General features: G+C 73.2%; 6 protein-coding genes. 3 read left to right on the top strand and 3 right to left on the bottom strand.

From position 1 onward, the window contains the following. Positions 1–37 precede the first annotated feature (37 nt). Together ACGF4F_RS01960 and ACGF4F_RS01955 are read right to left on the bottom strand one after the other, a co-directional pair. Entirely contained in the window at positions 38–460 is a 423-nt protein-coding gene (locus tag ACGF4F_RS01960; RefSeq protein WP_393073955.1) for a glutaredoxin domain-containing protein, read from the bottom strand. Positions 461–528: 68 nt separating this feature from the next. Beyond that, positions 529–3,324: an FAD-binding and (Fe-S)-binding domain-containing protein gene (locus tag ACGF4F_RS01955; RefSeq protein WP_393073952.1), complete on the bottom strand. Its 2,796-nt coding sequence runs from the start codon at positions 3,322–3,324 to the stop codon at positions 529–531. 185 nt (positions 3,325–3,509) lie between these two features. Between ACGF4F_RS01955 and ACGF4F_RS01950 the strand changes: the two genes are divergently transcribed. Then, complete coding sequence (locus tag ACGF4F_RS01950; RefSeq protein WP_357435524.1) at positions 3,510–4,364, top strand: S1 family peptidase; 855 nt, start codon at positions 3,510–3,512, stop codon at positions 4,362–4,364. Between the two features lie 59 nt (positions 4,365–4,423). Here ACGF4F_RS01950 and ACGF4F_RS01945 read toward each other — a convergent pair whose 3' ends face one another. Further along, a complete protein-coding gene (locus tag ACGF4F_RS01945; protein WP_393073949.1) occupies positions 4,424–5,602 on the bottom strand; it encodes a PstS family phosphate ABC transporter substrate-binding protein in 1,179 nt (392 codons plus the stop codon). A 759-nt stretch (positions 5,603–6,361) separates the two neighbouring features. Here ACGF4F_RS01945 and ACGF4F_RS01940 point away from each other — a divergent pair. Both ACGF4F_RS01940 and ACGF4F_RS01935 read left to right on the top strand, forming a co-directional pair. Continuing rightward, positions 6,362–10,732, top strand: coding sequence for a peptidoglycan-binding protein (locus ACGF4F_RS01940; protein ID WP_393073946.1), 4,371 nt, complete (start codon positions 6,362–6,364; stop codon positions 10,730–10,732). A gap of 28 nt (positions 10,733–10,760) precedes the next feature. Beyond that, positions 10,761–14,393 carry a DUF6603 domain-containing protein gene (locus ACGF4F_RS01935; RefSeq protein ID WP_393073943.1) on the top strand — a complete coding sequence of 1,211 codons (3,633 nt, stop codon included), beginning with the start codon at positions 10,761–10,763 and terminating at the stop codon, positions 14,391–14,393. Position 14,394: the final 1 nt, after the last annotated feature.

Raw genomic sequence — 14,394 nt, 5'->3', positions numbered from 1 at the left:
GTGGCGGCCGGACCTGACCCGGTGCTGCCACGATCCGCTACGGCGTCAGCCGCCGCAGCAACCAGGCCGGCTCCGGGTTCACCACCGCCTCGCCACGCACCACGACCGTCGGGACCGTCTCGTCCCCGCCGGTGACCGCCCGGACCGCCGCGGCGCCGGCCGGGTCACGCCAGATGTTCACCCAGTACGCCCCGCCCGCCCGGGGGCCGAGCCGGAGCCGCAGCCGCAGGCAGTACCGGCAGCCGGGCCGCCAGTAGACGACCGGCCGGCCGTCCCGGGCGCTGCGCTGCTGCGCCTGCCCGGCCGGCAGCGACCGCGGGAAGACCAGCGGGGAGAACAGGGCCGCCAGCACCAGGAAGATCAGGAACTGGGCCACCGCGAGCCCGGGCGTGTCCTGGGTGACCGCGACGAGCACCCCGCACGCCAGCATCACGCTGGCCATCCACCAACTCCGCAGCACGCCGCGGAATGCTACCCGCCACCGCCGGTCGCCCCTCGCGCCCCGATCCCGGCGGCCGGGCGGAACTCTCAGGCCGTCGCATCAGCCAGGAGTTCGAGCAGGTGGCGGTACGGTTGCCCGGTCGCCCGGGCCATCCCGATCTCACAGGTCCGGTTGACCGAGGCGTACCCGGCGAAGGGCCGGGCGGACACGGCCGCCGCCTCCTCGCGGGTGGCCGCGGTGGTCAGCTCCGGGTGCAGCAGCCCGCGGTCCCCGGCGAAGCCGCAGCACTGCCAGCCGTCCGGAACCACGACCTCGTCGGCGATCGCCCGGGCCACGGTGAGCAGCGCCTCGTCCAGCCCCAGCCGGGTCGACGAGCAGGTCGGGTGCAAGGCGAGGGCGCCGAGCCGGCGCCGTACGGTGAGCCGGGGCAGCAGCTCCGTGGCGGCGTACGCGACGGCGTCGACCACTCGCAGCGGGCCGGCGTCGGCGAGCAGCTTGGCGAAGCCCTCGGTGCAGGAGGCCGCGTCGCTGACCACGGGCAGCGCCCCGTCGCGGCTGGCCGCCCGCAGCGCCGGCGGCACCCGGTCATGGACGCGCTGGTAGCCGGCGGTGAGGCCCTTGGACGACCAGGGTGTGCCACAGCACATGGCGGCCACCCCGTCCGGCACGAGCAGGCGCACCCCGGCCCGCTCGGCCAGGGTGAGCACGGCGGCGGCGACACCCGGCCCGCCCTCGGCGGGTGCGAAGAGCGTGCCCAGGCAGGACGGGACGAAGACCGCGTCCGGCTCGTCGACCGGGCGCGGCCGGCGGACCTCGCCACCGCGGGGCAGGTCGCGTCGCCACTGCGGGACCCGGTCGGCGCCGAGCACGGCGCGGGCGGCGCGGGTGGCCGCCTCGGGGAGCGCGGGCGGCAGCGCGCCGGCCAGGTCCAGGCCGCGGGCCATGCCCCGGGTGGCCGCGCCCCACCGGTCGGCCGCCCCGCGCCAACCGGCCTGCGCCACGCTGCCGGTGCGGTCGCTGCGCAGCCGTTTCACCAGGTCGCCGGTGTTGATGAGGACCGGGCAGGCGGTCGCGCACATGCCGTCGACCGCGCAGGTGTCGACCGCGTCGTAGTCGTAGGCGTCCGCCAGCTCCCGGGCCAGCGCGAGGTCGCCGTCGGCGCGGGCTGCGGCGATCTCCCGGCGCAGCACGATCCGCTGTCGTGGGGTGGTGGTCAGGTCGCGGCTGGGGCAGACCGGCTCGCAGTAGCCGCACTCGACGCAGCGGTCCACCTCGGGTTCGACCGTGGGCACGGTCTTCAGGTGCCGCAGGTGGACGTCGGGGTCGTCGCTGAGCAGCACCCCCGGGTTGAGCACCCCGTCGGGGTCGCAGAGCGTCTTCACCTCGCGCATCACCGCGTACAACTCGTCGCCGAACTGGCGCCGCACGTACGGGGCCATCACCCGGCCGGTGCCGTGTTCGGCCTTGAGCGTGCCGCCGTGGCCGAGGACCAGATCCACCATCTCCTCGGTGAAGTCGGCGTACCGGGCCGGGGCCTCGCCGTGCGCGAACCGCTCGTTGAGCATGAAATGCAGGTTGCCGTCCTTGGCGTGGCCGAAGATCACGCTCTCGGAGTACCGGTGCCGGTCGAAGAGGTCGGCGAGCGCGGCGCAGGTGTCGGCGAGCGCCGCCACCGGGACGGCGATGTCCTCCAACAGGGCGGTGGTGCCCGAGGGGCGGGCGCCGGCGACGGCCGCGTACAGGCCCTTGCGGATGTGCCAGAGCGCGGCGCGGGCGGCCGCCTCGCCGCTGAGCCGGGCCGGGGTGGTCAGCGGCAGCTCGGCCAGCACCGGTCCGGCCGCCGCCACCCGCTCGGCGAGGGCGTCCGGGTCGGACTCCTGCCACTCGACCAGCAGCGCCGCGTGGTCGCGGACCGCGAGGCCGCGCAGCGCGGCGTCCGCCTTCGGGTCGCGCTGGGCGACCCGAAGCGCGGCGGCGTCGAGCAGCTCGATCGCCGCCGGCCCGGCGGCCACCAGCGCCGGCATCGCCGCCATCGCTGCGGCCAGGGTGTCGAAGACCAGCAGGCCGGTCGCGGCGTGCCGGTGCGCCGGTACCGTGCGGAAGGTGGCCGCCGCGACGAACGCGAGGGTGCCCTCGCTGCCGACCACCAGGCGGGTGAGCAGATCCGCGGGTGAGTCGTGGTCGAGGAAGGCGTTCACCCCGTACCCCATGGTGTTCTTCATGGCGTACTGGGCGCGGATGCGCCGCACCGAGTCGGGGTTGCCGCGGACCCGGTCGCGCAGCCGCAGCAGGCCGGCGTGCAGCTCCGGCTCGGTGGCCCGGAGCCGGGCGTCGGCGTCCGGGGCGCCGGTGTCCAGCACCGTGCCGCTGGGCAGCACCAGCAGCAGCGACTCCAGCGTCCGGTAGGTGTTGAACTCGATGCCGCAGGTCATCCCGCTGGAGTTGTTGGCGACCACACCGCCGACCGTGCAGGCGGACTCGCTGGCCGGATCCGGCCCGAGCCGCCGGCCGTACGGGGCGAGCCGGTTGTTCACCTGCCGCAGGACCACCCCGGGCTGCACCCGGACCCGGCGGCCGTCGTCGAGCACCGCCAGCCCGCGGAAGTGCCGGCGGGTGTCGACGAGGAGCTGGTCGCTGACCGCCTGCCCGCTGAGGCTGGTGCCGCCGGAGCGGAAGGTCAGCGGCGTGCCGGTCTGCCGGCTGTGTCGCAGCAGCGCGGCGACCTGGTCGGCGTCGGTCGGGGTGACCACCGCGCGGGGGTGCAGCAGGTAGTGGGAGGCGTCGTGGGCCAGCCGGAGCCGGTCGGCGGCCCGGGTCCGCACCCCGCCGGGGACCGCCGCCTCCAGCCCGGCCAGCAGCGTCCCAGTCATCTCCGGCGTCATCGCCCACCTCCCCGGTTCCACCCTAACCAGCGGTGATCCGGCGGCGATCGACCCCTTGCAATTTGCATCGACATGGATGGATACTCGCGGCTGAAGCGTTCGCCGAGGTCAGCCCCGACGCGCTCCCCGGCGACGTCCCCGGGCGCCGACGCAACCGGCGGCCAGCACCCTCCTAGGAGGAGACCGTGAGAATCCGCCGACTCACCCCACTGCTCGCCGCGGCCGTCGGTCTGGTGGCCGCCGGCGCGTTCACCGTGCCGGGCGCCGCCTCCGCCGCCCCGCAGACCTACACCGCCGACCAGCTCGCCCGGGTCGAGGCCGCCGTCGGCGCCTCCGGAGTGGAGGGCATCGCCTGGCATGTGGACAAGGCGTCCGGCCGGGTCGTGGTGACCGCCGACGAGAGCGTCTCCGCCGCCGAACTCGCCACGGTCAAGAAGAGCGCCGGCGCCCAGGCGGGCGCGATCCGGGTCGACCGGGCCCGGGGCACCTTCCGCCCGCTGCTGTCGGCCGGCAACGCCATCTACGGCGGCGGCTACCGTTGCTCGCTCGGCTTCAACGTGGTCAAGGGGAGCACCTACTACTTCCTCACCGCCGGGCACTGTGGCAACGTGGCCAACACCTGGTACACCAACTCGAGCCAGACCACACTCATCGGCGCGACCGTCGGCTCCAGCTTCCCGGGCAACGACTACGCCCTGGTCCGCTACGACAACACGTCGCTGACCCACCCGGGCGGCTACACGGCCGCGAACGCGTTCGTCGGTGAGGCGGTCAAGCGCACCGGCTCGACCACCGGCACGCACAGCGGCACGGTGACCGCCCTGAACGTCACGGTCCGCTACGTCGGCAGCGGCACCGTGAAGGGCATGATCCAGACCACCGTCTGCGCCGAGCCGGGCGACTCCGGCGGCCCGCTCTACGACGGCACCAAGGCGCTGGGCATCACCTCCGGCGGCAGCGGTGACTGCCGGTCCGGCGGCACCACCTTCTACCAGCCCGTCCCGGAGGCGGCCAGCGCCTACGGCGTGACCGTCTACTGACAACCGCCCGACAATGGCCTTCCCGGCTGCCGCACGCCGGGAAGGCCATTGTTGATCGATTACCGGAGCATCTCTCTGCTTCGGACTGCCTGCTCGGACCGGAGCGGCAGGTAAATCCCCTGTGCTCTGACGATCTGCTGGCCCTGTTCGCTGAGGATCAGGCGGAGGAGCTCTGCGAAGATTGCGTTCACCGGTCGCTGCGGGTCACGGTTGAAGTTCAGATAGATCAGCCGGCTCAGCGGGTATTCTGCAGTGGCGACATTCTCATAGGTCGGCGCGTATACCGGACTGTTGTTGTGATCGGACAGGGCCAGCATCTTCACCGGCTGATCCACGTACGCCAAACCGGTGTAGCCAAGGGCGTACCTGTCGTTGGCGATGTGCTCGGCAACCTTGAAGACGGTGCTCTCCCAGGTGACGTCCGGATCCTTCGGGACACCCGGGGCGGCAACGCCGGAACGCCATTCACCGCGGTTACCGTTGTAGTTCAGCACCCGCTGGCGGGTGAATTCCTCGAAGCCGTTCCACGGCGCAATGCCATAGATGTGGATCGGCTTGTCCGCCCACTCGCCGGTGAGCCCCAGATCGCCCCAGGTCCGGATGGGCGCACCGCCGCGGTGACGCGTGGTCGACAGGATGGCGTCGAGCTGGTCGAATGACAGCCTTCCGATCGGATTGTCCTTGTGCACCGCAAATCCGATGGCGTCCAGAAATCCATAATGCCGGTAGCTGCCACCTGAAATCGGCACGCTGAACGGGTCGTAGCCGAAGGCCTCACGGAAGCCGGAGACGTCCGTGGGCTTGAGCTCCCGGGACACGAAGACGCAGTCCAGATTGCCCTCGATCAACTCCAGGGCACCCAGGCTGCCGGCGTAGGGCGGGTCGACCGAGATGTTGACCTTCGGGTAGTACTCCTTCAGCTTGGCGATCCACGCCTTCGCGAGGCCGGGCAGGACGTCAGACGAGGCGCATTTCAGGTCACCCCTGAGTTCGTTGCGCTGGTACGCGGGCTGGAAGGTGGGTAGGGCGGGGTCAAGGGACGGCTGGAGCAACTCCGGTTGCGGCAGGGCACGGCCGTGCTCACGCCCCCTCGCCTTCTCCTCCTCGGTGAGTGGGATGTTCGTCGGCAGATGCGGAACGCCCCAGGAGACCAGCCCTGCCGAGGAGTCGTTACCAGTCGCCTGCACGACGGTTGCGCCACTGACTGCGAGGACGGAAACCAGACCGAGGACGCTCACGCCCCGTGAGAGTCTGTTCATGATGGGATCTCAACTCACTTTCCGGAGAAATCTGACACAGCTTGCCTCGGATTCCGCGAGGAACCGACGCCATTGGCCAGTCGACCAATGGTCGGCCACCTGGCGAGTGCGATGCCTCGCCAGGACGGAACAACAGCTCCGGCAATTAAGATCCTGGGCGATCACCCCGTTTCCATGCGACGTTCGGTCGTTGTCCACCGTTCACTCGGCCGGCGCAATCATGGCGAGGCGAGGCCGAATGGACAATCATGTCCATTGTGTTTCATAGATGTTATGGATGACCTTGACCGCAGACTCTAGGCATGTATGCCGACACCGCGCATCCCTTGTGTAATTTATGACCATAGATTTCGTAGCGGTTGCTGTCGGGGCGCGTCGAGCACCCGGATTGAAGGTCCGCGAGCCCGGACGCCGGTCAACGTCCACGCGCTGACCGCCGTAGGTGTCAACGCCAGCGGCCAACGAGAGGCCCGCAGTCGGCGGCCAACCCGGCGAACGTTGGTGGATGGCGCACTAGCCCCCGCCCGTCGGCCCCGGCAAGCGACCGTCGGGTCCCCGTCAGCGGAAAGACCTGAGTAGACGTTCAACCACCCCGGACGGGTCGGGGCGCCCGTCGTCGGACCCATGGTTGTCGTCCGGCCAGCCGGAACCTTCGCGCTGTTGCGCCGTAGGCGCGGGCAACCACGGTGACTTCAATCGAGGTCGACACTTCACGGCCGAGGGCGAAAGGGACCCCGCATGACCGCTCCGACCGGCCTGCCGCTCGTACTCTGCGGCCCGATCGTGCGCCGCGTCGACCCGACCAGCGTCACCGTGTTCGTCGCCCTGCGCGCCGAGTGCACGGTGACGCTGACCGTCTTCCCGCTCGGCCCCGGCCCCGGGTACGCCCGTGGCGCCACCGTGGGCACCGGCAGCCGGGCCACGGTACGGCTCGCCGACCGGCTGCACGTCGTGGCGGTCACCGTCGCCGGGGTCACCCTGCAGCCGGGCACCCTCTACGGCTACGACCTGGCGTTCTCCGGCGGCTTCAGCGCGGGCAGCCTGTTCGACGCCGACGTGGTGGCCGCCAGCGCGGCGAGCGCTCGGGCGGCGCTGACCTACCAGGGCCACCCGCAGGCGTCGGCCGCGATGCCGGCCGTGCCCACCTTCGTCACGCCGCCGACCGACCCGAACCAGCTGCGGATCTTCCACGGCTCGTGCCGCAAGCCGCACGGCGAGGGCCAGGACGCCTTCCCCGTCCTCGACCCGATCATCGCCGCCGCCGGCGCCGACCCGGCACTGCGCCCGCACCAGCTCATCCTCGGCGGCGACCAGATCTACGCCGACGACGTGGCCGACCCGCTGCTGGCCATCATCCATGGCCACGACGCCCTCCCGGCCAGCGGCAGCGACCCGGCGGTGCCCGCGTATCAGGGCGTCGCGGCACGGCTCGGGCTGGTGCCGGAGGCGATGCCGGTGGGCACCAGCTCACCGCCGACCGACCTGACCTACCTGCCGGGTAAGCGGGCCACCCCCATCGAGCGGGACGCCAAGTTCACCTCCGGCGCCGCCCACAGCCACCTCATGTCGCTGCGCGAGTTCCTGAGCATGTACCTGCTGGCCTGGTCGGACGTGCTGTGGCCCGCGAGCTGGCCGACGTTCGAGCACGTGCTGCCCGCCGACACCCGCATCCTGAAGGACCCACAGGGCCGCCGGCCCGGCGAGACGGTGTACGACCTGATGCGCGCCGGCCGGGCGTACTCCCCGAGCGCGCAGCAGAAGGAGATCATCGAACGCTGGGAGCGCTGGCAGCAGCAGGCCATCGCCCTGGCCACCTTCCGGACCGGCCTGACCGCGGTGCGCCGGCAGCTCGCCAACGTGGCGACGTACATGGTCGCCGACGACCACGAGGTCACCGACGACTGGAACATGACCCGGTCCTGGGTCAACGACGCGGTGGTCAACTCGGCGCTGGGCCGGCGCATCGTGCGCAACGGGATGGCCGCCTTCGTGGTCTTCCAGGCCTGGGGCAACACCCCCGAGCGGTTCGCCGAGACCGGCGACGCCGGGGAGCCCGGACGCGCCGCCCTGACCGCGCTGCGGGGCTGGTGCACCACGCCCGACGACGAGAACAACGACGTCATACTGCGCACCCGGCTCGGCCTGCCCACCGGAGTCACCCCGGAGGGCAGGCTGGTTCGGCCGGCCGGCGCGCTGACCTACCACTACACGGTCACCTGGCCCCGCTACCAGCTGATCGCCCTGGACACCCGCACCTGGCGGCAGTATCCGGGCGGCAACGGCAACCCCGGCGGGCTGCTGCTGGACGACCACCCGCTCAACGACATGCTCACCGGCGGCGGGGTGCTCGGCGACGACGCGGTGACCGTGGTGGCCCAGCCGGTCGCGCTGTTCGGCGTACCCATCCTCGAGCAGGTCGCCCAGCCGCTGGCCAAGGCCACCGCCGGCCGGTGGACCGCCGACGCGGAGGACGCCTGGGTGGCCAGCGACGCCGCCGTGCACAAGATCCTGGCCCGGCTCTTCGCCGCCGCGCCGCCGGGACCGGACGGGATCCGCCGCCGGCGGCTGGTGCTGCTCGGCGGGGACATCCACTTCGGCTCCGCCGAGCGGATCCGCTACTCGGCGACCCTCCCCTACGCCTGCGGCCCCGACCCGGCCAAGCCGTACGAGGGGATCAACCGCACCGAGGGCGTGCTCGCCGGCTTCGTCGCCAGCGCCTTCCGCAACGAGGACTCGATGACCCGGATCCTGCACGACGTCGGGTACGTGCCGCTGCTCGACGTGACCGGCCGGATCGACCTGGTCGGCTGGGCCAACGAGCTGCCCGGCAAGGAGGGGCAGCGGATGCGGGCCGGCGTACAGGTGACCGTCGGCGCCGACGCCACCACCGGCTGGTGGGTGTCCGGCCGGCCGGCCGTCAGCGACCTCGACGCGCTCAAGCTGCTCGGCCGGCAACCCGACTGGAACGTGTACGTGCAGTTCCTCCGGCACGACGAGGCCGACCCGACGGTACACCGCGACGGCGTACCGGAGCCGGTGGTGGACCCGGCCGGGCTGCCCCGCGACCAGGCCCTCTCCCAGTACCTGGCAGCCGCCCGCAACCTCGACCACTACAAGGGGTCCTGGGGCAACGGCAAGGAGATCGTCGGGCGGAACAACCTCGGCGAGATCACCTTCAGCTGGCCGCCCGGCGAGTGCAAGTCGGCCACCCAACGGCTCTGGTGGCACCTGCCCGGGGAGGACCGGGCCGCCGCGTTGACCACCTACACCGTGGACCTCTCGCTCGGCTGCTCGCTGACCAAGCCGCCGCCCTACGGCGGGTTCGTGCTGCGGCCCGACGACCACGACGCCACCACCAGCGCGAAGGCCTGCTACGACGGGGTGGAGCGGCCGGCGGAACTGGTCACGGACCGCTGGGTGAGCCGCCTCCAGCACGACCTGGCCACCCTGGGCTTCCGCACCCCGGGCGAGACCGACGGGACGTACGGCATCGTCACCTACTGGGCGGTCCGGGAGTTCCAGGCGTACGCCCGGCGGGAGCGGGCGGCGATCGAGCCGACCGGCGCGACCGCGCCCCGCTGGTCCGACCGGCTGCAACCGGTCGACGTGCCGGAGGCCGACCGCTACCTCGGGCCGATCAGCGGGGTGGCGGACCTGGCCACCCAGGTGGCGATCCAGCACTGGCTGGACAAGCGGTGGCGCTGCCCCGTCGTGGTCGAATCCTGGCAGGTCTCCGGGGACACCCCGCAGCGCCTCGACCAGCCGAACGTCTGGCTCTTCGACGACGTCACCGCCACCGACCGGCGGCTCTACTCCCGGGTGGTCACCGGCCGGCCGGCGGGTGCCGGCGGCGCGCCGCCCGGGCACCCGGAGCTGATCCGGCTGGGTGGGTACCGCGCGCACCCGACCGACGCGCAGTGGAGCGGGCCGGTCCTCGACGGCGAGTCGGAGCTGCTGCCGGAGTCCGTCCTGCCCGTTCCGCCGGGACACGGCACCGGTCCCGCCCTGACCGACCTGGTCGCCACGATCGGCACCGGCGGCGACGCCGGTACCCGGGCCGCCCGCCAGCTGTCCACCTTCAAGGTGCTGCGCGCCGTCGCCGAGAACCAGGTGCCCGACGCGGCCGGCGGCTGGCTGGACCGGGTGACCGCGGACGACCCCGCGGTGCTCCGGTTCGGGCCGTTCGGCTGGCGGGCGCACGGGCCGCAGACGGCGCCCACCGCGCCGCCGCCGGCGCTGGACATCAATGCCGAGCCGGGCGAGATGTGGGCGTACCTGGCCTTTCTGCGGGCCACCGACCGGGACGCGTACGACACGCTCGGCGGGCAGGGCGGAGTCAACGCCGTGCCCGGCTGGGGAAAGGACGGCGGCGGGCTGCTCTACCCCGAGCTGCGGGTGCTGCGGGCCCGGCCCGCGGAGACCGACTCGACCGGCGCGGCCCGCGAGGCGGTGGGCACCACGCTGGAACTGCTCGGACTGCGTTCCTGGCACTGGATGCACCGGTACGCGCTGGCCCTGCGGACCCACGACGGAGTGCGCCGGGGCCTGTGGACCGTCGCCCGGCAGCGGCTGCACGACCTGCTGGTCACCGACTGGGACTCGCCGGACCCGGCGGTGACCCCGACCGTGCCGGACGTGACCGGCGCCGACGGCAATCCGCGCCGGGCCCGCATCGGCGACGTCTTCACCTCCGAGCGGTCCGTGGCGCTACTGGCCTGCTGGCAGCAGTACCGGGCACACCAGCTCGTCGCGGTCGGGCCGCCGGCCTCCCGCGCGGAGAAGGCCGAGTTCCGCACCCGGGCCCGGGCGGCCAGCGAACTGCACACCGTGCTGGCCCGGGCGAAGGCGCTCGGCCCGGACTTCAGCGGCCCGCCCACCGGCTGGACCGACCTGCACGAGACCGCGCTGATCACCGCAGTCGGGCAGGTCGTCGCCGCCGACGCGCCGGTGGCCGCCGCGCTGACCACGCTCGTCGGCTGGCCCGGCTGGCCGACCGGGCACCGCTACACGCTGCCCGTCGCGGTGCTGCCCGCGGCCGAGCGGACCCTCTCCCCCGCCCGCGGTTCGCTGCGGCTCGACCTGAGCGACCTGCCGAGGGTGACGGCATGACCGGTGGCACGGAAGGACGTGAGCTGCGATGACCGAGCCGAAGAACGCCCTCGCCCTGCTCTGGGACGAGGTCCGGTTGCTGGCCGAGCCGGTGCTGTCCGCGTACGACCCGTGGCGGCGGGCCCGGCTGATGCGCGCGCTCGGCTGGGACCTGGAGGCGGTCAGCGGCTTCGACGCCGCCCACTTCGAGGAGTGGGCCGCCACGGTCGAGGAGGCCCTGGCCGCGCTGTCGGTGGTCCGCAACGACAACAAGCTCGACACCCTGGCCGGGCTCGGCAAGGTGGCTGAGGCGGCCGGGAAGGCCTTCGGGAAGATCGGCGAGCTGCCGACCGTGAAGGGCGGCCTGCCCGACGTGCCCGGGCTGCCCGCCGAACTCGCCGACGACCTGGTCGACCTGCTGGTGCTGACCTACCTGCTGCGTCGGGTGCCCTGGTCGGTGCCGGTGCTCGACCTGCTCGGCCTCGTCGATCCGGCCGCCGCCAACCCGCCCAGCCTGCCGATGCCGCCGAACGACTCGCCGATCCGGCTACCCAAGCGCCGCGATGAGCTGCACCTGGACCGGGTCGTCGACCTGATCCGTGACCCCGGCGGCTACTTCCGCACGTTGTACGCCCCGGACGGCTGGGACACCCCGGCGGGGGTGGCCGAACTGTCCGCGCGGCTGCTGCCCCGGCTGGCCCGGGCGCTGCGGGCGTTCGGCCTCGACGCCGACCAGGGCGTCCGCCCCGACCTCGGGCCGGACCAGGGCGAGGTCGGCCGGCGGCTGGCCGACAGCCTGCTGCGGCTGCGCTTCAGCGGCCGGCGTACGCCCGACGGCGCACCACCGCCCGGCGCGGGACTGGCCCCGTGGAGCCCCACCTTCGGCATCGGGGTCACCGCCGGCCTGGCCAGTTGGGACGGCCGGCTCACGGTGATCCTCGCGCCCACCGGCGAGGCGCACCTGGAGGGCTCGATCGGGGCGTGGAACGTCGCCACCGACCTCAGTGGCGCCGGGCCGGCGCTCGCGATCAACAGCCAGGGGGTGACGTTCAGCGGCGACAGCGCGGTGGTGAAGTGGGCCGCCGAGGTCGCCCGGATCGCCCCGGCCGGGCAGCCCGGCTGGATCCTCGGCGCCCCCGGCGGCACCCACCTCGCCATCGGGCAGCTCGTCATCGGCGGCAAGGCCAGCCTCGGCGCCGGCCGCGACGACGTCGAGCTGAGCATCCGGGCCGGCCGGGCGGAACTCGTGGTCCGCCCCGGCGACGGTGACGGGCTGCTGGCCAAGCTGCTCCCCGCCGACGGGCTGCGGGTCGGGCTCGACCTCGGGCTGGCCTGGTCGCTGCGGGGCGGGCTGCACCTGTCCGGGGCGGCCGCGCTCGCCGCCGAGTACCCGCTGCACCTGTCCTGGCACGGCCTCGGCCTGGAAGGGCTGCGCGTCGCGCTGGAGGCGGACACCGCCACCCGGGCGCTGAGCCTGACCCTCACCACCACGGTCCGGGCCGCGCTGGGCCCGCTGCACGCGGTGGTGCAGAACATCGGCGTCCGCGCCGACCTGACCTTCCCGCCGGCGCTGCCGGCCGGCTCCGGTGACCAGGCCACCGCCGGCAACCTCGGCGCGGCCGACCTGCGCCCCCGGTTCAAGGGACCGGACGGCGTCGCGCTGCGAATGGACAACGGCATCGTCTCCGGCGGCGGCTACCTGTTCGTCGACGAGGCCCGCGGCATGTACGCCGGGGTGCTGCAGCTCGGTATGACCTCCACCACCCCGCTCGCCCCGATGAAGGGGTTCCGGCTCCAGGCCACCGCCATCCTCAACACCCGCAACCCGGACGGCACCCGGCTCACCGAGGCCGACGGCGGGCACACCTTCTCGCTGCTGCTCGCCGGCACCTACGAGTGGTTCCCCGGACTGATGCTGTTCTGGGGCATCTCCATCACCGGGCTGGGCCTCGTCGTCGGCTGGAACCGGCGGACCAACCCGGAGGAGGTACGCAACGCCGCCCGCACGGGCACCCTGGACGCGCTGCTCTTCCCCCAGGACCCGGTCGGCAACGCGCCCGCCGTCATCGCCACCCTCAGCCGGATCTTCCCGGTCGACACCACCGGCACCGTGCTCGGCGCGATGGTGCGGCTGAACTTCCTCAACGGGCAGGTCACCGCCGACCTGGCCGTGCTGGTCGAGTTCCCCGACCCGGTCCGCATCCTGCTGCTCGGCAAGCTGGTCATCGACTTCAAGGAGGCCGGAAAGTTCCGGCTCGACTCGGCGGGCATCGTGGACTTCGCCCGCCGTGAGATCAGCGTCGACGCCGCCCTCATCGACTCCAAGCTGTTCGGCCGGCCCGTCTCCGGAGAGATGGCGCTGCGCGCCCGATGGGGCGCGGGCAAGGCGTTCGCCCTGTCGATCGGCGGCTTCCACCCCAAGTTCACCGCCCCACCAGGGTTCCCGCCGGTCAAGCGGTTCAGCATCGCCCTGTCGAAGTCCGGCAAGGGCCTGGACCTGACCGCGTACCTCGCCGTCACCAGCAACACCGCCCAATTCGGGGCCGAGCTGAAGCTGCACTTCGAGGGCGGCGGTTTCGTCATCGACGGCCGAGCCTGGCTGGACGTGATGTTCCAGTTCAAGCCGTTCTGGTTCACCGCCGAGATCGGCGCGACGGTGTCGCTGAAGTACAAGGACACCGAGCTGCTGGCGGTCAACCTGCTGGTCGGGGTCAGCGGGCCGAAACCGTGGCGGGCCTGGGGCGAGGCCCGGATCAAGTTCCTGTTCTGGGAGGTGTCGGCGAAGTTCTCCTGGACCGACGGGGACACCGCGGCCACCGACGAGCCCACGTACGTCGACGCGGCCGAGGCGCTGCACAACGCCCTGAGCGCCCCCGACGCCTGGGAGGTCCGGCCCGCCCTCACCGCCGGGGAACCGGTGACCCTGCGCGACCTGACCGGCTGGACCGGACCGGTGCTGCTGCAACCGGGCGCCCTGCTCGCGGTGCGGGAGAACGTGCTGCCGCTGGACACCGACCTGTCCCGGATGGGCACCTCCAAGATCAAAGGTGCGAACCGGTTCACCCTCACCGGGGTAAGCGTGGGCGCCGGCGACGACGAGCTCACCGGCCAGCTCGGCGAGCCGGTCGAGGACGATTTCGCCCCCGGCCAGTTCCGCGACCTGTCGCCCGTGGAGCAGCTCACCACCCCCGGCTTCGTCCGCCTCGCGGCCGGCCGCACCGTGGCGCTGCCCGACGGCACCGCACTGCCCCCGACCGCGCAGACCACCTTCGCCGCGCTCAGCGACGACTCGGCGTACGACCGGATCATCATCGACGACCCGGACGCGGCCGGCCGCCCGCTGCCCGTAACACGCCGCCCGGCGGCGGCCGACGGCGGCGACCTGCTGGCCCGGTTCGCGGCCACCTCGCCGGCCGCGTTCGCCGGCAGCCGCCGCGCCGGGCCGGCCCGCTTCACCGGCCCGGCGTTCACCCTGGCCGACGCCGGCCCCGGCGACGCCGGCCTGACGGTTCCCGCGCCCCGCCGCGCGGCCCGGGCGACGGACGCCGGCCCGATCCCCGGCCCGCGCCGCGGCGCCGACACCCCCGAACGGTCCCCGTCCCGGCGCGCCGGGACCCTGCGCCGCCCCCGGGTCCGGGTGCCGCAGCCCCGGATCGTCCCCGCCGAGCTGGAGGTCCGCTGAC

The sequence above is a fragment of the Micromonospora sp. NPDC047740 genome (genome assembly GCF_043204735.1).
Lineage (GTDB): Bacteria > Actinomycetota > Actinomycetes > Mycobacteriales > Micromonosporaceae > Micromonospora.
Note: the sequence above shows the minus strand (reverse complement) of the source record. Positions and strands in the feature narration are given on the sequence as shown.

What these genes read in the sequence shown, in the direction of transcription:
- ACGF4F_RS01935 (WP_393073943.1), top strand. Translation starts at nt 10,761, where the DNA reads ATGACCGAGCCGAAGAACGCCCTCGCCCTGCTCTGGGACGAGGTCCGG.
- ACGF4F_RS01940 (WP_393073946.1), top strand. Translation starts at nt 6,362, where the DNA reads ATGACCGCTCCGACCGGCCTGCCGCTCGTACTCTGCGGCCCGATCGTG.
- ACGF4F_RS01955 (WP_393073952.1), bottom strand. Translation starts at nt 3,324, where the DNA reads ATGACGCCGGAGATGACTGGGACGCTGCTGGCCGGGCTGGAGGCGGCG.